This window comes from Clostridium sp. UBA5119 (assembly GCF_002414285.1).
Taxonomy (GTDB): domain Bacteria; phylum Bacillota; class Clostridia; order Clostridiales; family Clostridiaceae; genus Clostridium_J; species Clostridium_J sulfidigenes.
In genome coordinates this window covers 1-25,359 of sequence record NZ_DHYX01000050.1, presented here as the reverse complement: position 1 = coordinate 25,359, position 25,359 = coordinate 1, and the positions used below count along the sequence as shown (strand labels likewise).

General features: G+C 29.7%; 20 protein-coding genes and 3 riboswitches. Of the genes, 4 read left to right on the top strand and 16 right to left on the bottom strand.

The annotated features are described in order from the left end of the window. Window positions 1-87 precede the first annotated feature (87 nt). The 4 genes from B2671_RS07355 to B2671_RS07340 all read right to left on the bottom strand — a co-directional run bounded on the left by B2671_RS07355 (window position 88) and on the right by B2671_RS07340 (window position 7,156). Window positions 88-1,068, bottom strand: coding sequence for a cation transporter (locus B2671_RS07355; RefSeq protein WP_346869819.1), 981 nt, complete (start codon window positions 1,066-1,068; stop codon window positions 88-90). A gap of 1,546 nt (window positions 1,069-2,614) precedes the next feature. After that, a complete protein-coding gene (locus B2671_RS07350) occupies window positions 2,615-3,352 on the bottom strand; it encodes an HD-GYP domain-containing protein (RefSeq protein WP_422653225.1) in 738 nt (245 codons plus the stop codon). 965 nt (window positions 3,353-4,317) lie between these two features. Beyond that, window positions 4,318-4,494: riboswitch (cobalamin riboswitch) on the bottom strand. Between the two features lie 168 nt (window positions 4,495-4,662). After that, entirely contained in the window at window positions 4,663-6,330 is a 1,668-nt protein-coding gene (locus B2671_RS07345; RefSeq protein WP_346869817.1) for an ABC transporter permease, read from the bottom strand. A gap of 25 nt (window positions 6,331-6,355) precedes the next feature. After that, window positions 6,356-7,156: an ABC transporter ATP-binding protein gene (locus B2671_RS07340; protein ID WP_346869816.1), complete on the bottom strand. Its 801-nt coding sequence runs from the start codon at window positions 7,154-7,156 to the stop codon at window positions 6,356-6,358. A 556-nt stretch (window positions 7,157-7,712) separates the two neighbouring features. Here B2671_RS07340 and B2671_RS07335 point away from each other — a divergent pair. Both B2671_RS07335 and B2671_RS07330 read left to right on the top strand, forming a co-directional pair. After that, window positions 7,713-8,135 carry a hypothetical protein gene (locus tag B2671_RS07335; RefSeq protein ID WP_346869815.1) on the top strand — a complete coding sequence of 141 codons (423 nt, stop codon included), beginning with the start codon at window positions 7,713-7,715 and terminating at the stop codon, window positions 8,133-8,135. 305 nt (window positions 8,136-8,440) lie between these two features. After that, a complete protein-coding gene (locus tag B2671_RS07330) occupies window positions 8,441-9,868 on the top strand; it encodes an alanine/glycine:cation symporter family protein (protein ID WP_346869880.1) in 1,428 nt (475 codons plus the stop codon). A 150-nt stretch (window positions 9,869-10,018) separates the two neighbouring features. On the opposite strand, the gene B2671_RS07325 is transcribed toward B2671_RS07330, so the two are convergent. From B2671_RS07325 to B2671_RS07315, 3 genes are all read right to left on the bottom strand, one after another. Next, window positions 10,019-10,585: a folate family ECF transporter S component gene (locus B2671_RS07325; protein WP_346869814.1), complete on the bottom strand. Its 567-nt coding sequence runs from the start codon at window positions 10,583-10,585 to the stop codon at window positions 10,019-10,021. Between the two features lie 56 nt (window positions 10,586-10,641). After that, a riboswitch (THF riboswitch) is annotated at window positions 10,642-10,737 on the bottom strand. Window positions 10,738-10,869: 132 nt separating this feature from the next. Continuing rightward, window positions 10,870-11,013, bottom strand: coding sequence for a hypothetical protein (locus B2671_RS07320; RefSeq protein WP_346869813.1), 144 nt, complete (start codon window positions 11,011-11,013; stop codon window positions 10,870-10,872). 107 nt (window positions 11,014-11,120) lie between these two features. Next, on the bottom strand, window positions 11,121-12,437 hold the full coding sequence (locus B2671_RS07315) for a nucleobase:cation symporter-2 family protein (protein ID WP_346869812.1): 1,317 nt from the start codon (window positions 12,435-12,437) through the stop codon (window positions 11,121-11,123). Window positions 12,438-12,674: 237 nt separating this feature from the next. Between B2671_RS07315 and B2671_RS07310 the strand changes: the two genes are divergently transcribed. After that, the gene (locus B2671_RS07310; protein ID WP_346869811.1) at window positions 12,675-13,601 is read left to right on the top strand and encodes a hypothetical protein; all 927 of its coding nucleotides are present in this window, start codon (window positions 12,675-12,677) and stop codon (window positions 13,599-13,601) included. Between the two features lie 10 nt (window positions 13,602-13,611). Here B2671_RS07310 and B2671_RS07305 read toward each other — a convergent pair whose 3' ends face one another. Together B2671_RS07305 and B2671_RS07300 are read right to left on the bottom strand one after the other, a co-directional pair. Then, window positions 13,612-14,466: a DegV family protein gene (locus tag B2671_RS07305; protein WP_346869810.1), complete on the bottom strand. Its 855-nt coding sequence runs from the start codon at window positions 14,464-14,466 to the stop codon at window positions 13,612-13,614. A 119-nt stretch (window positions 14,467-14,585) separates the two neighbouring features. After that, entirely contained in the window at window positions 14,586-15,974 is a 1,389-nt protein-coding gene (locus B2671_RS07300) for a PLP-dependent aminotransferase family protein (protein ID WP_346869809.1), read from the bottom strand. 203 nt (window positions 15,975-16,177) lie between these two features. On the opposite strand from B2671_RS07300, the gene B2671_RS07295 reads away from it, so the two are divergent. Further along, a complete protein-coding gene (locus B2671_RS07295; RefSeq protein WP_346869808.1) occupies window positions 16,178-16,951 on the top strand; it encodes an ECF transporter S component in 774 nt (257 codons plus the stop codon). A gap of 344 nt (window positions 16,952-17,295) precedes the next feature. Here the strand turns inward: B2671_RS07295 and B2671_RS07290 are convergent, their stop codons facing one another. From B2671_RS07290 to thiE, 7 genes are all read right to left on the bottom strand, one after another. Next, window positions 17,296-18,285, bottom strand: a complete 990-nt coding sequence (locus B2671_RS07290) for a dipeptide ABC transporter ATP-binding protein (RefSeq protein WP_346869807.1) — start codon at window positions 18,283-18,285, stop codon at window positions 17,296-17,298. Beyond that, window positions 18,263-19,285, bottom strand: coding sequence for an ABC transporter ATP-binding protein (locus B2671_RS07285; protein ID WP_346869806.1), 1,023 nt, complete (start codon window positions 19,283-19,285; stop codon window positions 18,263-18,265). The genes B2671_RS07290 and B2671_RS07285 overlap by 23 nt, the downstream gene beginning before the upstream one ends. 9 nt (window positions 19,286-19,294) lie before the next feature. Next, window positions 19,295-20,212, bottom strand: coding sequence for an oligopeptide ABC transporter permease (gene opp4C, locus B2671_RS07280; RefSeq protein WP_346869805.1), 918 nt, complete (start codon window positions 20,210-20,212; stop codon window positions 19,295-19,297). A 14-nt stretch (window positions 20,213-20,226) separates the two neighbouring features. Continuing rightward, the gene (locus B2671_RS07275; RefSeq protein ID WP_346869804.1) at window positions 20,227-21,210 is read right to left on the bottom strand and encodes an ABC transporter permease; all 984 of its coding nucleotides are present in this window, start codon (window positions 21,208-21,210) and stop codon (window positions 20,227-20,229) included. A 77-nt stretch (window positions 21,211-21,287) separates the two neighbouring features. Next, the gene (locus B2671_RS07270) at window positions 21,288-23,015 is read right to left on the bottom strand and encodes an ABC transporter substrate-binding protein (protein WP_346869803.1); all 1,728 of its coding nucleotides are present in this window, start codon (window positions 23,013-23,015) and stop codon (window positions 21,288-21,290) included. Window positions 23,016-23,519: 504 nt separating this feature from the next. Continuing rightward, window positions 23,520-24,299: a bifunctional hydroxymethylpyrimidine kinase/phosphomethylpyrimidine kinase gene (gene thiD, locus B2671_RS07265; protein ID WP_346869802.1), complete on the bottom strand. Its 780-nt coding sequence runs from the start codon at window positions 24,297-24,299 to the stop codon at window positions 23,520-23,522. A 72-nt stretch (window positions 24,300-24,371) separates the two neighbouring features. Then, window positions 24,372-25,013: a thiamine phosphate synthase gene (gene thiE, locus B2671_RS07260; protein WP_346869801.1), complete on the bottom strand. Its 642-nt coding sequence runs from the start codon at window positions 25,011-25,013 to the stop codon at window positions 24,372-24,374. Window positions 25,014-25,085: 72 nt separating this feature from the next. Continuing rightward, window positions 25,086-25,194: riboswitch (TPP riboswitch) on the bottom strand. Window positions 25,195-25,359: the final 165 nt, after the last annotated feature.

Sequence of the window (25,359 nt, the reverse complement as noted above, 5' to 3'; positions counted from 1 at the left end):
TCTAACACAACTAATAAAGTGGCTTTTTTTAAAATTTCAGTAATAAAATAATAGGTTTTAAAAGCAGAGCTTCTAAAACCTATTATTTTATATTGACATTGTTAAATACGTTACATAACTAGCCACTATTGCCATACTCGCTAATACATAAGGTAACGAACTTGATACCTTATGTATCTCCTTGGCTTGTTCTTTTTTTATCTTTAACATACCATAAGCAACCACAGTACATATAAATCCAAATATTATTAATAAGTATCCTTGGTTTGATGGTTGATAAATAGATCCTTTTATATATAGTATATCAGCTAAAAACAATATGCAAAAATTAAATAAATTACTTCCTACAATGTTTCCAATCATAGCATTAAAATTACCCTTTTTAGCTAAAGATATAGAAGATGTTAATTCTGGAAGAGAAGTTGCAACTCCAAGGAACAACGCTCCCGCCAAGGTAACCCCTAAATTTAACTCCTTTGCAATCATATCTGTTACTATAGTAATACCTATACTAAACACAATTAATCCTATACTTAAAAGTGTAAATCTCACATATATCTGCTTTACTGTAAGATTACAAGTACTTTCTCCACTATCTTCAGAAGATTCATCCCCTGACATAGTCTTAACACCAAAAATATATAATATCATAATTACTATTGAAAATATGCTTACACTAAAAAACGAAAAATCTCTTCCAATATAATTAGCTATGAATACTATTCCATATATCACTATTAAAAGCTTCAATGTATTCCTATGGCTTGATGTTACTACAGAGCTTTGGAATCTCTTAACTCCTACTAAAACTAACACTCCTAAAATAGTTAAGTTAAACACATTACTACCAAGAATATTACCGGAAACTAATTGTACATCATTCAAAAATATAGTAGATGAAATACTTGTAAATAACTCTGGAAGTGAAGTTACTGCTGCTAACATAACACCTCCAATAAAAGCTCCTGATAAATTTGTTTTTTTATCAAGCTCATCTACATAATAAGACAACTTAATCGAAAAACCAATTACAAATGCAGCAAAAATTCCATATAAAGCGTATATCATTTTTATTCCTCCTATGTATTTTAACAAAATAAAAGAGACTCATATTCTGATATAAGAATATAAGTCTCGTATTTTAAGATTAAACCAGAATATTAAATATCCAAGATGTTGACCTAATCCCACGAAGTCATTTAATACTTCCTGCTAACTACTCCCTTAATATATAAATTATTATATTATAGCCTGTACATTGTACTAATCATACCATTTTTTAAAAGTTATATCAACTAAAAAATTATATAGATTTTGTGAATTAAATTAAATATAATCTTTTATTGCATTAAGAAGTAAACTATTTCTTCTAATGAAATACCATGATAAGATTTTTTAATATTTTCAAACTTTCTTCTTAAATGCCCCTTAATATTTTCAATATATGATATGGTAAAAGGTAAGTATTTAGAAATTTCTTTTACATATTCCTTTGAAAAATAATTTTTGTTCATAACAACAGCAAGAATTATCATTAAAATACAATTATCTTTTATTAATTTTTTCAAATTTTCAATGTTTTCCCCTTTAAAACAAGTTGCATCATCTAATACATGGATAGTTAGATTAATAAGCTTATTAACAATATTATCCAGATGGTATTTTCCTGCTAGTTGAGACATTATAGTCATGTGTTTATTTGCATAATCTATCTTTACATCTTGCAAATCATCGCATAATTGAAGCAGAAATCCATACCCATAGGTAAAAATCTCCTCGTCTTTGTTTAAGTTTCCATTTATAAGATAACCATCCACAATAACAGATGTTCCTCCCTTTTCAATAGATATATCTAGCATATCTCTTTCATAGGGGTTACTTATTCCTTCTTGCTGAATAAGGCTTTTTACTTGTCCTTCATGAATTAGTAATAGTCCTTGAAAAACCTTCGGATAATCATTTCTATTAAAAACAGATTCTATATATTCAACTAACTTAAACACTTGCTTTTCATGAGAATTTCTCCCATCTATCTCTTCACCACATAGTCTTTTATAAAACCTGTTATTAAATTCTTTCTTTTCTTCTATTGATATATCTAAATTATCTAAATAATTATCAGTATAGGGATACAACATACTATATCCAAAAATAGCCATGGTAAATGAAATATCTATATCCTTCATCTTTTGAAGAAGACTAACAATCCACACATTTCTCATAGCTTGCCCAATATCTTCATAATTCATTTCTTTATCAAAGACCTTGCACTGATTTATAAATATTTTAGTGGTTGCAAAAAACTGATCCTTCATTTTTTTATCTATGGTTCCTAGCTTAAATAATTCTTCTNNCCATAATTCTCTATTCTCTTCTTCCAATGGAAACATTTCAATAATTTTTATAAATTCATCGATAAATTTCTCAAACTTTTTCTCATACTTTTTCTTTCTGATATATCCATTAGCTTCTAAGGGAATATCTACACATGTAGGCATACTCCACCATATTTCTCTATATAAATTTTTTAAAACCTTAATATTTTTCATATAGCTTTCACCTACATTGCTATTCATGCTAATCATCTCCTTAGATACCATTTACTTTACAAATACTACACTATAGTACTTATGATTGTTAAATTTATAATATTTTTTAAATCAATCTCATAAGGACTAATTTTATTATTGTATTCATCCTTCACAATTCTTACTACTGGTCTATCTGGCAATNNTAAATTATTTGATAGATATACAGGACATCCTAATGGATAAACTGCAAATGTATCTTTAAACAACTTAATTATTTCAGGATCAAAACTTGTATATGTCTCTGCTAAAATTAATTCATAAGCTTCTCTAGGGTCAAATTTTTTTCTATAGCATCTATCTGATGTTATGGCCGTAAACACATCACATATAGAAATGATTTTTGCAAATTGTGATATTTCATTATCTTTTAATCCATAAGGATAACCTGTACCATTGTACTTTTCATGATGTTCTATTACTCCACCTATTATCTCTTCATTTATTATAGGATTACCAAGTAGTATATCTCTACCGTATAATGGATGCATCTTAATTTTCTTGAACTCATCTTCAGTTAATTTATCTGGTTTATTTATGATTCTACTAGATATTTTCGTTTTTCCTATATCATGAAATAGAGATGCTATAGCTAAATCACGCAATCTTGATTTTGAAAGATTCATATTTACTCCTAGAAAAATTGCCATAATACTAGTATCCACAGAGTGTATGTATGTATAATCATCATATAATTTTACTTCATATAAATTTAGATTTATGTAGTTTTCACTCTGTATATATTCAACTAAATCATCAACCATAGTTAGAGATTTACTTAAAGATTTATTATTATAATTTATTAAGTCACTAAACATATTAGGTATGGTTTGAAGTATATTTTTTTTTAAATTTATAAGTTCACTATCATCTTTTATATCTTTTAAGTCATCGTCTTGTACATACAGAAAAAATATCCCTTGCTGTTCAATACTATTTTTTACTTGATCAGTAATTATAATACCTTTTTTTAACAAAGTCTTGCCCGAGCCTGTAATAATGTCCTTAGCAAGTATTTCATTTCCCTGCAAATCCTTAAGCAATGTTAATTTCATATAATCCCTCTCCATAAACATAATCATCTGTATTTTCTTACTTTATCATATCATATCTATAAATTATATGATACTTTAACTTGATTGTTTATACACATACTGTATATTATAAAAATAACTTGATAAACCTCTTGGTAGAAAAAAATTAAGGCTATATCATAAATTTTTGATATAGTCTTAATGTCTTTTATATTTAATCATATATTTATTCAATTATAGGGTTATAGGATGTAACCACTACAAATTATAGTGGTTACATCCCTGTGTGAAATTAGTTGGTTTCATCAAAACCACTAAGAGGGACATAAGTAGAAAATTTACATTTATATTGACTAAAGTTTTGGGTTGAAAACTTTAAGTTAATAACTAAAGTAACAATTAAAATATAGTTACTTTATTTGTATATTTTATATAGGAGAAAGCCACTCCTTTGTAGCTTCATAGTTTATTAAAACTGTAAAATAGCTTATATATTCTACAATCCACATCCTTGTAAATTCTCCTAGCAATATAAAAAAAGATAGATATCATTGATACCTATCTTGGAATATACTAAATTTAAATAAGTGAAAGCTTTTGCAATTTAATTTATAGTTTAAACCTATAAATATAAATACTATATTTTACCTAAACCATCACTGGATAAATCTTTTAACTCTTCCTCAGAAAGTATCAAATTTCATAATCCTATGGCAGGTCTCCTGGCTTGTGAATCATACTTCTTAGCGCCTTCCCAAAATAAATTAGTGGCTTTTGCTAAGTCGTCCTCACTTACAGTTACTGGGATAGCTTTGGATTTTCACCAAATTCCCTATTAAGTACTTAGTACACCTATCGGACTCTATATATTAAATTTTATTTTTAATCTAATAAGTTTAAAATGTAAGTTGTAATTATTCTATAAAATTAACTTTCCATTCCCCTTACAATTATTATTCTACTGAACTAGATTAATATTGTCAACCCCACTTTTTTAAATAAATATAGAAATATTTTTACTTAGAATTTCATTATATAAATTAATTCATTACATCTCTCTTTTGGAATACTAAAAATGAAGCTATAATTAATATTGTAGCAAATACACTCAATTGAATTGCCCCCATAGTTGAATTTAAAACTATACTATATTGGCTTTTAAACATTTCAGTATAATCAGAATTTGTAATGAAAGTTGATAAATTCATATATGGTAATATAGTTTTCCCTACCCATCTCATACCTAAACTTGCCATAATCATTGTAGCAACTGAGCTACCTAAGTATGCTACAGTAGTAAGACCAACTGCTAAAGCTGTATTCTTTATAATAGTTGATATAGCAAATACTAATGCTATTATAAATATTAAACTAATGCTTGAGAATAAAAGCTTAGGTATAATGGAAATTACAAAATTTTGTTTGACTATAGTTTCTCCGCTGAAGGATATTACTTTTGTAGCAAGTCCTCCAAATCCATTTACAATTCCACTTGATATAATATTTAATATAACTGTAATTAACAGTACCCCATATCCTATAATAAATACTGATATTAATTTAGAAAATAAAATTTTCCATCTAGATACCGGTCTAATCATAAGTAATCTAACTGTACCTGTAGAATACTCTGAAGAAACTATACCCCCTCCAATGATTATGCATAGTATAATGGCAACACTAACATACATTAAATAAGTTCTATCTAGAGAATTTCTAATATCATTATCAAATTTAACTTGTGGAATATCATTTTCAAGACTATACCAATCAAGAGCTATCGCCTGTTCTATAGATTTTGTTTTCTTCTCATAGTCTTTTTTGTACTCCTCATAAGTATATCCTTTTGCTATTTCCGCACTATTGTATTGTGTAAATTCAGTTTCACTAAGTAGTCTCTCACCATTTTCATCAATCCTATTGGCAATATCCCTTATAGTGTTGTTTTTCCAATTCTTATTGTCATAAGGAATTTTATTATTATATCTATATTCGGTTGCCTTAAGTCTTTTCTCCAAAGCATCAAGCTGAATTTTAGAATTCTCTACAGATGTAACATAATTTTTATTATTAGGATTTTTCTTCACTTCATCTTCTGATATTTTAATAGTTGACTTTAAATTTTTAATTTCTTCCTTAGAAGAATTAATATTCTTCCCTAAGTAAACTAAGTAATCATTTTTAATAACAGAATCATATAATTCCTTACTTTCTTTATTTTTAGAATCTATTATATTTTGAAGTTCATCCTTACTCAGTCCTAAATATTCATTAAACATATTTATATCAAATTCATCTATATTAAAAAATAATTCTTCACCTACTAATCCTTCTGAAATTCCTGATAGAATAATTGCCTCTTTTGATTTATTAGAAGCCTCTCTAGCTACTTCATTTCTCCAATCATCCCAAGAAACATTACTCTCTATTAAAATTTGTGACTTTTTAATGTTTTCTTCATAAATTTTCTTCTGAATGTCTTTATTTTTCTTACTTGAATCAATATTAGTTATTTCTGTTTGTTGCCATTGAATGTCTTGATTATAACTATCTATATACCATTTTGCTCCTTCTCTATTATCTAAAAATTTTAAAGCTACTGGTAACATTATGCTAGCTAAAAGTATTAAAATCACTATTACTTTAACACTAGTTTTTTTATATTGCTTTATCAATTCATTTTTTATTAGTCCACATACTTTACTCATTAAACTCTGCTCCTTTTCTACTATATTACACTATTTGCATTTTAGATCCTGTTGTTACCTTCATAAATTCATCTTCAAGAGTGTTATTAATAGGCTTAATAGTGTAAACTAATATATTCTCCATAATTAAAGCTTTATTAACATTGGCAATTTCATCACGAGAACAAGAAATTATTATTTTATTTTCTTTGAAGTCTACAGTAATCTCTTCAGATATTTTGTTATAATCATTCTCTATAATTTTTCTCGCTAAATTATAATTACTTACTTCTAATTCATAGGTTATCAAGCTTTCGATATTTTGCTTTTTAATATCTTTTAATGTTTTAATATCTATAATTTTTCCATTATCTATTATTCCAACTCGATCACACATAAGCTCCATTTCACTAAGTAAGTGACTTGACACTAAAACTGCTAGTCCCTCTTTTTCTGCCAAATGTCTTAAGGTATCACGTAACTCTTTAATTCCCATTGGGTCTAATCCATTAGTAGGTTCATCTAAAATTAAAAGCTTAGGATTGTGTAATAATGCTTGAGCAACCCCAAGTCTTTGACGCATTCCAAGAGAATATTTTTTTACTTTATCATTAATACGATTTTCAAGTTTCACTAATTTTATAACTTCATTAACACGTTCTTTAGAAATATTACCATGCATTCTGCCATATATCTCTAAATTTGTGCGTCCTGTAAGATATCCATACATTTCTGGATTTTCAATAATCCCCCCTACTTGAGAAAGAGCTTTTTCAAAATTTTTCTTTACATCATTATTACTAATTAAAATATCTCCTTCATCAATTTTTAAAAGTCCTGTAATCATCTTNNGAATATTTCTCCTGAGTTTATTTCAAAACTGACATTGTCAACTATTTTACGATTACCTATAATCTTAGTAACATTTTTTAATTCTAGAACTTTAGACATTTCCTCACCTCATAATCTTTGATGATGTTAGCATACAATACCTTTAATACTTTGAAAATAAGTTTCCTCTAATTGTAAGAAAGATGTAATAATCACTTTAATTTTTATATGAAAAGTAATAATTTCTTAAGAATTAAATTCTGATATAAGTAACATTTATAAATAACCTCTAAATAATTATTTTAAAAGCTTTACTCTTGTAGTCATGATATTTTAAACAAGTTTCATACTTTAATTGACTAATTTTCAGATCTATATAATAAATATTTAACATTTTTAAAATCCTATTTCATAAAATATTAAAATTCTTTCCTCATAAATCACTTTAAATAAGTTGTCCTCTTGTACTATAATATAGTACAAGAGGTATGTAGAAATTATATATTAAAAACATATTTTGATATTCTAATGTTTCAATAACAATTAGTTATAATATATTAAGAGGTGATCAAATGAATTTTTTCAGCGAATCCTATGGAATTGACTTATTTTCATTATTTCTTATTCTAGTATCATCTATATTAAATTTATTTTCTATTACTCGTCTTTTAGCGGGAGTTATTTTATTTTATGCATTATATAGAGTTTTCTCAAGAAATGTTGAAAAGCGTGAGCAAGAACATAGAAAATTTTGTATGTATGCTAATAGATTTTTAAGTAAATTTAATAAAGCAATTCCTAGCAACCTACCTGTGTTCCACTTTGGTGATTGTGCTCCTATTTTTAGTAACTTCAAAAGATGGTTTAATGAAAAGAAAAATTATAAAATAGTTAAATGTCCAAAGTGTGGACAACGGCTTAGATTACCTAGAGGCAAAGGGAAAATTACTGTTACTTGTAAGCGATGTTTCTATGAGTTTAAAATGAAAAGCTAAAACCTAATACAATTCCACAGACTATCAGTATGAATTATGTACTGGTAGTTTTTTCTTAATATTTAACTTTTTTACACTTATCTTTAATTAAATTTAATTTTCAACAAATATTATTGATTTTCTTTGTAATTCCATATAATATATAAATAATACGATAAATTATTCGGAAATTTTATTTCCTATAATTCTTGTATTTTAAGAATTATTGTAATTTTTTATAAACCTTTATAATTAAATAAAAAAATTAGATAAGGAGATGAGTTATGGATTTTTTAATTTCTACAAAAGATGTATTAATTAATTTTATGAATTTTTTAACTGACAAGGTTAACACTATTAACACCTTTATGTGGTCTTACGTACTTATTGTTTTACTTATTGGAGTAGGAATCTACTTCTCTTTTAGAACAAAGTTTGTTCAATTTAGATTTTTTAAAGAAATGTTTAGACTTTTAATGCCTAATGATCAAGAAAATAAAGATGGAGTTTCATCCTTTCAAGCCTTTTGTATAAGCACAGCTTCTAGAGTAGGTACTGGTAATATTGCTGGTGTTGCCATGGCTGTAGCAGCTGGTGGTCCTGGTGCAGTATTTTGGATGTGGCTTATTGCCTTAATTGGAGGAGCTTCAAGCTTTGTAGAAAGTACTCTTGCTCAAATTTATAAAACAAAAGACAAGGATGGAAACTTTTTAGGGGGACCTGCCTACTACATTGAAAGAGGGCTAGGTAAGCGTTGGCTTGGTGCAATTTTTGCCATTTTAACTACTTTATGCTTTGGACTAGTATTTAATGCAGCTCAATCTAATACAACAACTTTAGCATTTACAAATGCCTTTGATATTAACCCCGTGATAATAGGTGTAATTTTATCAGTTTTAACTGCCTTAGTAATCTTTGGTGGAGTTAAGAGAATTGCAAAGGTTTCAGAGGTTATCGTTCCAATCTTTGCAACTGCTTATATTTTAGTTGCAATTATAGTTATAGTAATTAACTTCAAAACTATTCCTAGTATATTTGCATTAATATTTGAAAATGCTTTTGGTATAAAACAATTTGCAGCTGGTGGCCTTGGATTCACAATAATGCAAGGTATTAAAAGAGGACTGTTCTCTAATGAAGCCGGTATGGGTAGTGCTCCTAATGCAGCAGCTACGGCTACAGTTTCTCATCCTGTAAAGCAAGGACTTACTCAAACCCTAGGTGTTTTTACTGATACAATAGTAATCTGTACATGTACAGCCTTCATTGTGTTAATTTCCGGTAATTATGCAGGAACTACTTTAACGGGTATTGAACTTACTCAAAGTGCACTTAGTTCACAAATTGGAGTAGTTATTGGGACTTATTTCTTAGCTATATGTACTTTCTTGTTTGCTTTTAGCTCTATAGTAGGTAACTATTACTACGGACAAACTAACATTGAGTTCATAAGTAATAATAAAGTGATACTTAATATATTCAGATCCTTTGTCGTTCTTACTGTATTTATTGGTTCCCAAGCTTCTATAGACTTGGTATGGAATCTAGCAGATTTATTCATGGCTTTCATGGCAGTTATAAATCTAATAGCTATACTATTCCTTGGAAAATATGCATTTGCTGCTCTTGATGACTATTCTCGTCAGAAAAAGGCTGGCAAAGACCCTATTTTTAAGTCATCAACAATTCCAGGGCTTGAAAATACTGAGGCTTGGAAGGATAACGATGATAAAACTTACGAAGAAATAGGTTAATATAAATTTAAGACTCAATTAACTGTTTAATAGTTAATTGGGTCTCTTTGTTTAAATCTAACAATCAATATGTACTTTAATTATAAAAAATTAAAACCTTGATATTCTTTTAAGGGAATTTAAAAGAATATCAAGGTACATTTCTATATGTTATTTAAAACTTGGAACTCTTCTTGTCTTTTCAGCTGTTTTTAATACACTATATAAAACTATAGTTTCTATAGGTAACAGAATAAGACTTTTAACTATACGTACTGAGTAAGCTACAAATATTCCTTTTCCATACATAATGGATAACCATATTGGTGTAAGTACTAGGTTTATTGCAATCATTATTACTAATCTAGTAATAAAAATTCGCTTTATACTTACAGGCTTTTTATATAATGTTAAACCTGTTATAAAACCAGCTAGGAATTCATTGAAAGTAAATCCAATGAAAAACGGACCATTAGGACGTATCATATACTTAATTACATCTGTAACTATTCCTACAAATCCAGTGGCAATAGGTCCATAAAACAAAGCACTTATACCTACAGCAATAAATGAAAATCCAATCTTAAGAATAGGGCTTAATTGAATAGACAATGATCCAAGAATAATGTTAATGGCTGCAATTAATGCTAGTCCAGTTAGTGATGAAGTCTTTTTTAAATGTGCTGAAGACTCCTTTAATAAACTCAGCATATTATCTTTTTTTTCTAAAAAAATCATAAAAAACCTCCTTTTTATAATAGCTACATAAAAAAGGAGAATTCCTATTAATATGTAGCAGTGGGAATCGAAGTAAGTACCGCAAGTTTCCTTTTCGTCTGGTGACAATTCCCTGTTCACCCAGCACTTAACGCACAAACTTCTAATCTGCCTCATAGTCATAGTATATCATATTTAAAAATTTTTTCACATATATTTTTTTAATTATATATACATATATACAAATATTATCCACATAAATATATAAACCTAGGTTTAACTACTTAAACTAAATAAAGCCGAGATTAACTCTCGGCACTTTTATTCTCATAGGCTATTAAAACTATTTTACTATTTTCATCCTTTGACATACTTTGTTCAAGATCACTTAACATTCTTCTTTCTTCATCTGTTACATTTGCAAATTTATATTCATTGAATGATTGCATAATATCACCTCCTGTACAAATAGTATTAGCATTCATATAAGAAATATGTATAAGAAGTGCTTAATGTAGAATTAAAAGTGGGCTAAAAGCCCACTTTTAATTCTACATTAAGCTGATTTATCCTTTGGTAAAACTAAATTTAAAATAACAGCAATGATTCCTGAAACGACAATTCCAGAACCTCCAAATACAAGACTAACCCATTGTGGCATATGTTGTAATGCTTCTGGTACTGATCCTAACCCAAAACCTAACCCTAAGGCAATTGCAACTATCATCCCATTTCTTCCATCTAAAGGTTCACTAGTTATAAGTTTTATACCACTAATAACTATCATAGCAAACATCATAAGTGCGGCTCCTCCAAGGACACTCTGAGGCATTATAGCAACTACAGCTCCTACCTTAGGAAAAATTCCTGCTATTATCAAGAATATAGCTCCAGTGGCTATAGAAAATCTGTTAACTACCTTTGTTATTCCGACAAGCCCAACATTTTGACTAAAGGAAGTATTTGGAAGAACACCAAATAATGACGCAAATGCACTTCCTAATCCATCAGCCATAACTCCACCTGATAACTCATTATCTGTAGCTGGTCTATTTAATCCCCCCATAGTTATTCCTGAAATATCCCCTACTGTTTCTACAGCTGTTACAATATACATTATTAACATCGCTACAATAGCATCCCAATGAAATGAGAGACCATATTTAAATGGCATTGGTAAAGTAATCCACGGTGCATTTCCAACTACCGAAAAATCTACTTTTCTCATAGGAATCGCCACTAAATAACCTACTATAATTCCTATTATTATTGAAGATGCACTAGTCATTCCTTTAGTAAATTCTTTCAATATTATTATTATGACTAAAACTATCGTTCCTAATAGTAAGTTAGATGGTGATCCAAAATCTTTTGCTCCCACTCCGCCTGCAAAATACTTAACACCGATAGGTATCAACGAAAGGCCTATTGCTAAAACCACTGTTCCTGTGACTACTGGAGTAAATATTTTTTTTAAAGGTTTAATAAATAATCCAAGTATGGCTTCAAATAACCCACCTATTAAAGACGCTCCTAAAATTCCAGTTAATCCATATTTACCTCCAATAGATACACAAGTTGAGATAAATCCAGAGCTTGTTCCCATTACTATTGGTAATTTACTTCCAACCTTCCATATTGGATAAAGCTGAACTAAAGTTACTACTCCTGCCACAAACATAGCACACTGAATTAAAAATGTTTTATCTTCTATAGGTAAATTTACTACTCCAGCTATTATAATAATTGGAGTTATATTCCCCGCAAACATAGCTAGTACATGTTGAATCCCAAGTGGAATTGCTTCTGTCAATGATGGCCTACCATCTAACTCATAAACACTACCTTTATTGTTAATAACTTCCTTTTTCATAATTCCCCCTAATATATTAGCTAACTAATTAGTTAATTAATACATGAATTTATTTACTTAATATATATTAAAAGTTTATAAAAAAAATTCCTTATGTTTTTATAAATTTTGTTATTAAACTAAGTTCTATCGATAATTCTAATGCAATTTATTTAATATACATTTTCCTCTCTAATATTCACATTAATATGAATTCATAATATATTAACTATATATCAATAATAGGATAGATATAAAATGCCAGCTGACTTATTTACACCAATATATTTAAATCAAGATGAAATTCAAAATCTATCCTCAATACTAATTGATGGATATTTTGAAAGTATAACCATCAAGCAAATTAGTGATAACACTGTTACAGGAAGATATCAACATAATAATAAAAGCCAATGCTCCAATGACTATAAAAATACAAAAGGTGATAAGGATGATAATACTGTCATAGGCAATAGCTGCTATAATTATGGTGATATTTTTAGATATTTAGAAGGTAGAAATTTTGATAGAAATGATGTAACTCTAAAAAGAGTATATGCTTCTTTTAGCTATTACAATAATTTAAGAAATAAAATGAACGCCTTGGGGATTATAAAATATATTAATAATTCAAGCCCTTTAATTAATAATATTTATTCTGGAGATTACGTAGATTTAACAGGATGTTTAGAAGTTAATACTATTTCTAACTGCATAGATAACTGTATATTTATATTAAACAATTATGGAACTTCACATTTGGATAATCTATTTGATACTAAACATATTGGCCCATTAACCTATACAATGATATGTGAATTGCTAAAAACCATACAGAAAGCATTAAATAAAGGAGCTACCTTTGATATAATAATTAACTGCTTAGGAGTTAATTGTATTTTGCCTATAAATTCCACATATACATCAAAACATTCTTATATATATGATGATGCCTCTTGCGATTGTTGTATACTTGGTAAAGTATCCAAAGTGGCTTACACTCCTTCTGAAAGTATTGGAATGCTTAGAAAAACAGGCTTAGATTCCTACTATACAAAACTTCTTAATTCTTTCATTCCATATTTTCACTTCTTAAACAATAATGGGTTTTTAATTCCTGGGGAATTTATAACTAGTATAAATGGTCCCGCCCTCGAAATCATTCCATTAAGTATTTGCATGTAAAAGCGTCATATTACTTATTCTTTATATAAAATATAGCTATGGCGCCTTCCCCTGAATGTGTACCAACTGCTGTACCAATTTCATTGATAAGTATTTTATTTATGCCTAGTTCAGCTTCTATTAAATTAACTGTTTGATTGGCAGCTTCTAAATCATTTGCATGAGAAACAACCATATCATATTGAGGATCTATCTCTCTAGTTTTCATTATATCTATTGCATACTTTAAAGCCTTATTTCTACCTCTTGCCTTTCCACAAGGTTCAAGAGCCCCATCTATTACTGTTATAATTGGCTTAATTCCAAGAACATGACTTACTATAGCTTTTCCTTTAGATATTCTTCCTCCCCGTTTTAACATGTCTACTGTTTCCATTACAATTAAAGTTTCTAATCTTCCTACTAAGTTATTTATTTCATCTAAAATTTTATCTACCGTATATCCTTTATCTCTCATGTCTGCTACTACAGTAACTAAATATCCAAAACCCCCAGATGCTACAAGTGTATCTACAACAAAAATATTTTCACTACCCTCTTCTAAATGCATCTTTGCTATATTAGCTGAGCTATTTGTACCAGATAATTTGCCAGAACAAGTAAGACAAATAACCTTATTTCCACATTTTAATTCTTTCTTAAAAAATTCTTGAAACTCATAAGGAGTAACTTGTGAAGTTTTAACTGTAGTTTCTTTATGCTTTATAGCTTCATAAAATTCCTTATTTGATAAATCCACCTTATCCTTATATACGTGTCCATTTAAATCAACTAACAGTGATAGAAATTCTATATTTCTTTCTCTCATAAATTCTGCAGTTAAATCTACAGAACTATCACATACTATTGTTATATTATTTTTCATGATATACCCTCCTGAATACACTTTAATAATAAAAGTGTATTCGGATTATATCATCTATTACTTCTCAATACAACAAAAACTCAAAAAAATTATAATCACAATTATCATGTAATTTATGGCTATTTTTCCTTGAAAAATTCTTTTTTTAATAGTCTTAAAGCATCTTGGAAATTTTCTTCAGCAACTCCCGAGCAAGATAGCAATAATCTAGGATAATCATTCTCTTCTTCTGCTTCAAAGGTACGTAGTAAAACACCTACCTCTGCACCTCGTTTTGCTAACTCTTCTGAAGATAAACTACTTTTTACTTCTAATTGTACTAAAAATCCCCCTGAACCTGGTATTGCTGTTGCCTTCTCTTCAAATACACTATTTATTGCTATACAGAGTTGTTGACTTTTAGCTATATACAGCTTTCTAGCTTTCCTAATTTGTCTTCCAAGATGACCATCGCTAATAAATTTACCTAAAGCAATTTGCTCAGTTTTTGATGCTGTTTGATTATATACTCTCCCTTTTCTTTCATATACTTCTGTTAATTCTTTAGATAGTACCATAAAACTAATTCTTAAGGACGGCATTAATAATCGTGAAAATGTTCCCATATATACTACCTTATCTCCTCCATCTAATCCTTGTAGAGACGGTACTGGACGAGTATAATATCTGAACTCACTATCATAATCATCTTCAATTATTAAACAATCTTCCCTTTGTGCAAAGGCTAATAATGCTAATCTAATTTGTATTGGCATTACGTCACCCCAAGGCGTTATATGAGAAGGTGATGTATAAATCATTTTAATTTTATCCTTATTAAATTTAGATAAATCTCTATTAATATTCTTATAAGTTAAAGTTTTAAATCCTCTATCTTCAAATACAGCCTGTCCCTGTTCAAAACTAGCTCCTGTAAAAGATATAGGCGATCTAACTCCTGTTAATGAACATAATATTTGTAATAAACTTTGAACGCCTGCTCCAACTACTATCTGCTCAGGAGTACAAATCACTCCCCTTCTATCAGCTACGTACTTGGATAATGCTACTCTTAAATCATACTCTCCTTGTGGATCCCCATAAGATAAAAGCCTTTCTTCATTACGAAGTGCACTCTTTATGTATCTACTCCACAAATCGAAATCAAAACTCTTATAATCTACTGCATAGGTAGCAAAGTCATATAATGGTTGGTTTTGTATTATGTATTTATTATGTTGTAATTTTTCTACTTTTTGGATATCTTTATAATTTAATTCACTTACAAAAAAGCCACTTCCAGGCCGAGATGTAACATAACCTTCAGCTACTAACTGCAAATAAGCAGCTTCAACTGTTGTCCGACTTATCATTCGCTCTTTTGCACATCTACGTATAGACGGAAGCTTACTTTCAGCCTTTAGGGTTCCTGAGGAAATCAGGTTTCTATAATGATTATATAGCTGAATATATAATGGTGTATTTCGTGAATCCTTTGGATTAATTATATCTTTTTTAACTTCATTCATAAAATTCTCCTTCAACTGTCCCTATTAAAATTATGTATTTTGTATATTTCAACAATGACAAACCCAATGTATATTATATATAAATACACCAAAATATTCAATTAATTCTAAAGAGAATAATAACTTCACATTACTTATTTTCTAAATTTGTTATTATACAAATTATTTATAATAATTTAAATCAATAGTATGGAGGTATATTAATGGAAACTAAAACACACTCTAAATTTTCTACTGGTACCATGGTTCTAATTGGACTTTTTGCTGCTTTATGCTACGTGGCATTATTTTTTAAGATACCTATTCCCTCTCCTGTAGGAAATCCATTCTTGCATATGGGGAATATGTTTGTTATATTAGCAGCATTATTGTTCACTGGTACCATTGGTGGTCTTTCTGGCTCTATAGGTATGGGCTTATTTGACTTAATGAATGGTTATGCATCAAGCGTTCCTAAAACTGTGATTTTGAAATTTGGTATTGGGGCAATTGTAGGATGTGTTGCTGCAAGAGGAAAAAATAAAAATGCAAAGTCACCTATAAAGTTGATAAGCATTGCTTCTGGAATTTTAATCCTAATTGGTATAGTGCTTTTCTTTACTGCTACTTCTTTAGGCAATGAAATTGTAGTAGCAGGTATCGAGAAAAAACTAGTAATTAATCCAGTATTGTATATTTTTTCTCTTATTCTTGGGTTAGGCTTAGCTTTCGTATGTACTTTTGCGAAAAAATTATCTATTGAAATTCAATATGCAGTATTAGGTGCTGTAGCTGGTATAGCTTTTAATTTAGTTGGTGAATTTTTCTTTGGAGTATTCAAATTACTTCTTGTTGGAAGTGGATTCCTACCGGCAATATTAAGTTCTGCAGTGAGTTTACCTGCAACACTTATAAATGGGTCTTTCTCAATATTTGTAGCTGTTGCCTTATATGTTCCATTATCTAAATCACTATCAAATAAAAAAGTTAATTTATAATTTGTTAACCAATAATTTCACATATGGACTCTGATATTTGATTATCAGGGTTTTTTTTGTTATATAAATAATAAAAAAGTCAAGGCCTATACTAAGCCTTGACTATATTATAGAGTAGATGGGGATTATTCATACTNNAGATAAATATTATAAGTGCAATTACTGCAAATACAATCAATAAAACTGGCACAATCACCGATGCTGTGGCTAAAACTAGGGCTAGTAAATCATTTTTCTCTAACTCTACTTTACCGATCATCTCTGGATTTACTTCTCTTTTCTTAAATACTGCTTTATATGTCTCTTTCATCTTCATAGCATATCATCTCCTTTTATGTCGTTTACTATATCTCTCCTGCAAAATGACAAGCACAGAAGTGTCCTTTTTCTATTTCTCTAGTTTCTGGTACCTGTTCCTTGCATATCTCCTTAGCAAAAGGGCATCTAGTATTAAATTTACAACCTTTAGGCAGGTTAACATTACTTGGAATTTCACCTTTTATTATACTCATATCACTTTTATAATCTGGATTTGCTACAGGTATAGCTGCTAACAATGCCCTTGTATATGGATGTATTGGATTATTATATAAATCTTCCTTATCTGCTAGCTCTACTATAGAACCTAGATACATTACTCCAACTCTATCGCTAATATGCTTTACTACACTTAGGTCATGGGATATAAATAAATATGCCAATCCCATTTTTTGTTGTAAATCCATCATAAGATTAAGTATTTGTGATTGAATAGAAACGTCAAGAGCTGATACTGGTTCATCACATACTACAAATTTTGGTTTAAGTGCCAGAGCTCTTGCTATTCCTATACGTTGTCTTTGTCCACCAGAAAACTGATGAGGATATCTATATATATGGTATGGAGAAAGTCCACACTGTTCAACTATTTCTAATACTCTTTTATTAAGCTCTTCACCTTTCTTATATAGCTTATGCTCTACTAAAGCTTCACTAACAATTGAATGTACATTCAATCTTGGATTTAAAGAACTATATGGATCTTGAAATATAATTTGCATATCCTGTCTTAAAGGTTTCATCTTTTTTTCATTATATTTTACAATATTTTGATCTCTATATAGAATTTCTCCTCCAGTTGGTTCATAGAGCTTTATTAAAGTTCTACCTAGTGTAGATTTTCCACATCCTGATTCTCCAACTAATCCTAAAGTCTCCCCTTCATATATTTCAAAGGAAACATTATCCACAGCTTTTACACAGAGTTTCTCTCCAGTGGCAGATTTACCTTTAACCGGGAAATATTTTTTAAGATTTCTTATTTCAATAATCTTATTTCTTTCCTTTTCCATCATGGATTCCCTCCTCTTTATGATGTTTCTCATCTATTGCTTCATTATATAGGAAGCATCTTACCTGATGTTCATCTGAAATATTAGTTATAGCAGGCATCCTGCATTTACATTCAGCCTTAGCAAATTCACATCTTGGTTCAAAATAACATCCCTCAGGAAGGTGAAATGGATTTGGTACTACTCCTTCTATAGAGTATAATCTTTCCTTGTCTTGATCTAGACTTGGTATTGATGCTAAAAGTCCCTTAGTATAAGGATGCTTTGGATTATCAAAAAGTTCTTTAATGGGAGCTGATTCAACCACTTTTCCAGAATACATAACAATTACATGATCTGCCATTTGAGCTATTACTCCCAAATCATGGGTAATTAGCATTATAGCTGTATTGGTTTTTTCCTTTAAATCATTCATTAATGTTAGTATCTGAGCTTGTATTGTTACATCAAGAGCAGTAGTAGGCTCATCAGCAATTAGTAATTTGGGCCTACATGCAAGAGCCATAGCTATCATAACTCTTTGACGCATTCCACCACTTAATTGATGTGGATAATCTCTTGCCACTTGCTCTGGCCTTGGTATTCCAACAAATGCAAGCATATCAATAGCAATTTTCCTTGCTTCCTTTTTATCTAACCCTTGGTGAAGCATTACTGCTTCCATTATCTGATCTTCTATTCTAAATACAGGATTTAAAGAAGTCATAGGTTCCTGGAATATCATAGATATATCATTTCCTCTAACTTTTCTTATATCCTTATCATCCATAGGTACTATATCTTTACTATCAAATTTAATAGTCCCATCTACAATCTTACCTGGTTTATCTATAAGCTTTAAAATAGACATTGATGTTATACTTTTACCACAACCAGATTCTCCAACTATACCAAGAGTTTTTCCTGGTTCTACATCAAATGAAACTCCATCTACAGCTTTTACAATACCATTATCTGTATAAAAATATGTTTTTAAATCTCTTACTTCTAATAAATTTTCCATATATCACACCTACCTTATCTCTTTTGGATCAAAGGCATCTCTTAAGCCCTCACCAAGAAGATTTATACTAACAACGGTTAATATGATTAAAATTCCAGGCGGTATCCAAAGCCATGGATTATTCGTAAATATAAATGAGTCTCTAGCTCTTTCAATCATATTTCCCCAAGTTGGTGTTGGTGGAATTACTCCTAATCCTAGGAAAGAAAGTCCTGCCTCTGTTAAAATTGCACCTGCCATTCCAAGAGTAGCATTAACTATGATATATGCAAGGGTATTAGGTAAAAGATGTCTTACTATCTTAGATTTATTAGATATACCCAATGCCTTTGTAGCTACTATAAAATCTTGTTCTCTAAGGGATAAAATTTGTCCCCTAACCATTCTAGCAAGACCTGGCCAAGATATTATGGCAAGAATAAACATAACCACATACATCTTCTGGGTACTACTTACCCTCCACATCAATGCAAAGGACAACGATATCATTAATGGCATAAATGGAAGCGAGCTAACTACTTCTGTAAAACGCATAAGAATGTTATCCACCCATCCACCATAGTATCCTGCAATTCCACCTATAGTAGCACCAATGAGTACGGTTATACCTGCAGTGACAACTCCAATAAACATAGATATCCTTCCACCATAAAATACTCTCATAAGTACATCTCTACCCTGTTCATCAGTTCCAAGCCAATGCTTTGCTGATGGTGGTTTAACTTTATTAACAAGTTCAAACTCATTTAAATTATAAGGTGATATTATAGGAACTAATATTACTAACAAAACTATAATCCCAAATACTATACCACCTGTAAGAGCTATTTTATTCTTTCTAAATCGCTCCCATGCAACCCTCCATGGTCCCATAGCTTGAAGGTCTTGTTTCTTTTTTTCAGCCTTAGCCTTTTTTACTTCTAACATAATAAACTAACCTCCTATTCTACTTTTACTCTAGGATCTACCAATGCATAGGACATATCTGATACCAGATTTCCAATAACCATTAGGACTGCATAGAATGTATTAGCTGCCATTACAACCCAAATATCTCTACCCATAACTGATGTATATAGTATATTTCCAATTCCTGGCCAAAGAAGTACTGTTTCTAATAGTATTGCTCCTCCAAAGAGAGATGGAATATACATTCCTACAAGAGTTACTATTGGTATTAATGCATTTCTAAAGGCATGACGATAAATAACTACCTTCTCCTTTAAACCTTTAGAACGTGCTGTTCTAATATAATCTTGATTAATTACTTCAATAACACTATTTCTAACATATCTTATAAGCCCAGCTAGACTTAAAATAGTTAAAATTATTACTGGTAAAATCATATGTTTAGCTATGTCTATTACTTCAGCCATGAAGCTATCATAGCCAACAGCTGCCATTACTGGAGTTCTCATACCATTAAGCGGTATTGCTCCATTACTCGGTACTGCTATAAAGAAAATCATAAGTAATGCAAAGAAAAATGAAGGCATTCCTACTCCAACTAAAGAAAATACAGTCCAAAAATTATCAAATGCTCCATATTTCTTTACTGCAGATTTTATTCCTACTGGAATTGCAATTGCAAAGGCCAATACCATAGATACTATATTTAGTATAAATGTATTCCAAATATAATCTCCTATAACATCACTTACAGGTTTTCTAAATTTTAATGAAGAACCAAAATCTCCTTTTAAAGTCCTTCCCAACCAATTAAAATATTGAACAACTGGACTTTTATCTAATCCTAATTGCTCTCTAATCATTTGTTGCTGCTCCGGAGTAGTCTTAGAACCTTGTCCTAAGTATGCGCTAACTGGATCTCCAGGCATTAGTTGTAATAATATAAATAGTATTATTGTTATTATTAGCATAACTGGGATTAAATTAAGTAATCTTTTGCCTAAAAACTTTAACATTTCATCACCCCTAAACTTATTTTAATAACGCCCTGCAATTTTATACAGGGCGCCAATAGCCTATATGAAATTTAAAATTATTCTTCTATATAAGCATGTCTTAATGCTTTTACCCAATCACAGAATGGGCTTGTTTCTAGGCCTTTTATTTTCTTATTATACATGTCAAAATAAGTATTTGCATATACAGGAACTATAGGTGCATCCTCATTAAGGATTTTAGCTATTTTCTTATAATAAGGTTTTGCTTCTTCCTTATCTATAATACTCTTAGCTTCATCTAACAATTTATCAACTTCTGGATTATTATATCTAGCTGTATTATCTTTACCAGTACCAATATAATCTGAGTGGACTTCAGAATATAAACTATCTGGGTCTGGGGTATTTATAGATGTTGCCATGAAGTATATACTCCATTTATCTACGTTTTCATCAGAGTTATAGATAACGTAATCTAATAATGTATTAAACTCAAGATATGCTATATTAAGTTTAATTTTTAAACCTTCGCCCCAGTCTCTTTGCCACATTGGAATAAGAGTATTTAAAATATCATGATCTGGTATAGCCGCTACATTAAGCTCCATAACCTTTCCATCCTTTTCACGATATCCACTTGAACCAACCTTCCAGCCTGCTTCATCTAATAAAGACTTAGCTTTATCTAAATCAAAATTATACTCAGTCATTTCGCTAACTAATTTATCATCAATACCCCAAGAGACTTGAGAGAATGGATGGTATTGAACTGATGCAAGTACATCTCCAGTTGTCTCATCTTTATAATAACTATCTACAAATTCTTTAATGTTAAAGCCATAATATAATGCTTGACGTACTTTTTTATCTGTTGTTGGACCTGATTCACAGTTAAATTTAGTGTAACCATATCCACTTCTATCATAACTATTGAAAGTCATGAAATCCTTAGACTTAGCTTCATTTATTTTCTCTGGCTCAATAACTCCTGGAAGTAAATCTACCTCTTGAGACGTCAATTCAACTATATCAGTAGTTTGATCAACAAATTTACATACTATATTTTCAATATAATATCCTTCACCATAATAGTTTGGATTTCTCTTTAGAGATACAAATTCCTTTTCCTGAAATTTCTCTAAAGTATACGGTCCTGAACCAATTGGTTTTGTTGTTATAGCTTCTATGGATGATGTATCTCCAACCTTCCAATTTGCACCATAATAATGTTCTGGCATGATTGACATAGTACAGTTGGCAAGATTTGTTCTTAGTGGCTCAGTAAAACTAAATTTAACTGTATACTCATCTACAGCAACTACACCTTTGAACTCTTCAGTCTTACCCTTTGAATATTCCTTATATCCAACTAAATCCTTAACAACAGATCCATATCTACCAGTATAAGATTTATCTGATAAAAATTGATAACTGAAAACAACATCATCTGCTGTTACCTTTTCACCATCAGAGAAAGTCATATCCTTCTTCAATTTGAAGGTTATTTCCTTGGCATCGTCTGAAAATTCCCAACTTTCAGCTGCTGATGGTTGATATTCTCCATTAACATCCATTACAATAAGTTGGTCAAATACCATCTCAACTACATTAGCATCATATGCAGATGAATAATAACCTGGATTAAAGTTACCAGACATTTCTGTTATTCCAGCAACTAAAGTACCCCCAATTTTCTTCTCTGCTTCTTCAGTTTTTGGTTTATCCTTTGATGTGTCTTCTTTTTTCTCTTTGTCACCACATCCAACTAATGAAAAAGCTAAAATACTTGACAACATTAAGGCCATTAATTTTCTTTTCTTCAAAATCTATTCCCCCTTAAAATAATTAAGTTATAAATAAATACAAAGATATATTTTAAAAATATATACTTGTATAAATTCCTATCCCCATGGTTAATACAATTTTAAATTTAGCTTTTAATTAAGCTGATTATTTAATTTTTATATAATGTAATTAATTTCATATATTGTATATTTATTGCTTTTAAATATATATATTACAGTTTTGTAAATTCATTATCATAATAATACATATATTTTTTACTTTTGTAAATACTTTTTTGGAAATTTTCAGAATTTTCTTTACATTGTTTAGAATTTAAAAATATTCGGTATTCTAATGTTTCGTTAAATACATTATTTTCATTATATTGTATATATGGAATTTACATACATCATTTTCATGTTCATAAAAAATAGGAGACTGTTTTTTCAAACAATCTCCCTCTTTACATATTATTCATATATTGAAACTATATACTTAATGCAAATTATATGAATCACTTAATAAGTATATAGTTATTACCATTATAAATTCCAACAGTGATTTAAAGGTCCATTACCTTTTCCAATATTTAAATTATCCCTTAGAGCACCTGTTATATATTTTTTTCCCCTTAAAATACTTTCATCTATACTATAACCTGCTGCTAAATTACAAGCTATGGAAGATGATAGGGTGCAACCTGTTCCATGGGTATTGAAATTATCTATTTTTTCTTCATGATACCAAGTTATTTTTCCATCTTTGTATAATAAATCGTCAGCACTATTTTCCAAGTGACCTCCTTTAATAAGAATTTTCCCTTTATATTCCCTTGAAATCTTTTTTGCTGCTTCTACCATATTTTCTTTATTTAAAATTTTAAATCCACAAATGCATTCTGCTTCTGGAATATTAGGAGTAATCACATCAGCTATAGGCAAAAGTTTTGTAATCAAAGCTTCCATGGCATTCTTTGAAAGAAGTCTACTTCCACTGGTAGATATCATAACTGGATCAATTACAATATTTTTAGCCTTATATTCTAATAATCTTTCAACAATCTCTTGAATAATCTCCTTAGAGGATACCATTCCTATCTTAATGGCATCAGGGAAAATATCTTTCATAATGCAATGGATTTCTTTACTTAAGAACTCTCTTGATACATTTAAAACATCATAAACTCCAGTGGTATTTTGTGCTGTTAAAGCTGTTATAGCACTCATTGCATACATTTTATGAGCTACGATAGTTTTTATATCTGCTTGTATTCCAGCTCCTCCACTGCAATCTGATCCTGCTATTGTAAGTATCTTTTTCATTATAAATCAATCCCCTCTATACAATGTATAGTATTTTCTATCTAAAATACACCCCTATTTTCCATGTCTATTCTATTGAGTTAGCATACATTCAGTTAACTCTAACATTTGTTTTGTTGCTACCAACACATCTTCTTTAGAAAATATTGAAGACACTAAAGCAACTCCATGTATTCCCAAGCCTTTTAGTTTCATAATATTATTCTCATTTATACCTCCAATAGCCACCACTGGTATAGTTACAGATTTGCATATATTTTTAATGGTTTCAAAGGTTATTACTCTAGTATCTAATTTAGTTGAAGTTGAAAAAGCTGCTCCAACTCCAATATAACTTGCCCCATCTTTTTCTGCTTTAATAGCTTGTTCCACAGTTTTTACTGTAACTCCTAAAATTTTATCTTTACCTATCAGCTTTTTCACTTCTGCTGCGCCCATATCATTTTGACCTATATGAACTCCAGATGCATCAATATTTATAGCTATTTCCACATTATCATTAATAATTAAAGGAATATTATATTTATCTGTAATCTTCTTTATCTCTTTTCCTTCCTTTAGAAATTCATCATAGGATAAATTTTTTTCTCTTAGCTGAATTAATGTAGCTCCTCCTTGTAAAGTTTTTTCGATTTCTTCAGTAAATAATTTTCCATCTACCCAACTTCTATCTGTTACTACATATAACTTCATTTCACTTTTACTTATATTCATTTCATACACTTCCTTAACAGAATTTTGTAGAATCTAAAAAAATATGGGACATACCAAATAGTATGTCCCATTAATATTTTTAATGTAATTCCCTACGTTGGCATTATCCAAATCAGGTTATAGGTCGAAGCCACCTTTTGCTTCCTCTCAGCCTGTTATACAAGCTCCCTAAATATTTAATTTCTTAAAGCATAGCATTGATTACATCTTTTGTCAATTTTCTCTGCTTTCTGTGTAATTTAATTACACCCTATAGATGAGAAATCATCTGAACCCCGCATGAATAAAACAACTAGTTAAATAGTTAGCTATTTAACTGTAAAAGTATATAACTATTGGACTTACG

Coding starts and splice junctions, on each gene's coding strand:
- B2671_RS07355 (WP_346869819.1), bottom strand. CDS start 1,068: ATGATATACGCTTTATATGGAATTTTTGCTGCATTTGTAATTGGTTTT.
- B2671_RS07345 (WP_346869817.1), bottom strand. CDS start 6,330: ATGAGTAAAGTATGTGGACTAATAAAAAATGAATTGATAAAGCAATAT.
- B2671_RS07340 (WP_346869816.1), bottom strand. CDS start 7,156: ATGATTACAGGACTTTTAAAAATTGATGAAGGAGATATTTTAATTAGT.
- B2671_RS07335 (WP_346869815.1), top strand. CDS start 7,713: ATGAATTTTTTCAGCGAATCCTATGGAATTGACTTATTTTCATTATTT.
- B2671_RS07330 (WP_346869880.1), top strand. CDS start 8,441: ATGAATTTTTTAACTGACAAGGTTAACACTATTAACACCTTTATGTGG.
- B2671_RS07325 (WP_346869814.1), bottom strand. CDS start 10,585: ATGATTTTTTTAGAAAAAAAAGATAATATGCTGAGTTTATTAAAGGAG.
- B2671_RS07320 (WP_346869813.1), bottom strand. CDS start 11,013: ATGCAATCATTCAATGAATATAAATTTGCAAATGTAACAGATGAAGAA.
- B2671_RS07315 (WP_346869812.1), bottom strand. CDS start 12,437: ATGAAAAAGGAAGTTATTAACAATAAAGGTAGTGTTTATGAGTTAGAT.
- B2671_RS07310 (WP_346869811.1), top strand. CDS start 12,675: ATGCCAGCTGACTTATTTACACCAATATATTTAAATCAAGATGAAATT.
- B2671_RS07305 (WP_346869810.1), bottom strand. CDS start 14,466: ATGAAAAATAATATAACAATAGTATGTGATAGTTCTGTAGATTTAACT.
- B2671_RS07300 (WP_346869809.1), bottom strand. CDS start 15,974: ATGAATGAAGTTAAAAAAGATATAATTAATCCAAAGGATTCACGAAAT.
- B2671_RS07295 (WP_346869808.1), top strand. CDS start 16,178: ATGGAAACTAAAACACACTCTAAATTTTCTACTGGTACCATGGTTCTA.
- B2671_RS07290 (WP_346869807.1), bottom strand. CDS start 18,285: ATGATGGAAAAGGAAAGAAATAAGATTATTGAAATAAGAAATCTTAAA.
- B2671_RS07285 (WP_346869806.1), bottom strand. CDS start 19,285: ATGGAAAATTTATTAGAAGTAAGAGATTTAAAAACATATTTTTATACA.
- opp4C (WP_346869805.1), bottom strand. CDS start 20,212: ATGTTAGAAGTAAAAAAGGCTAAGGCTGAAAAAAAGAAACAAGACCTT.
- B2671_RS07275 (WP_346869804.1), bottom strand. CDS start 21,210: ATGTTAAAGTTTTTAGGCAAAAGATTACTTAATTTAATCCCAGTTATG.
- thiD (WP_346869802.1), bottom strand. CDS start 24,299: ATGAAAAAGATACTTACAATAGCAGGATCAGATTGCAGTGGAGGAGCT.
- thiE (WP_346869801.1), bottom strand. CDS start 25,013: ATGAATATAAGTAAAAGTGAAATGAAGTTATATGTAGTAACAGATAGA.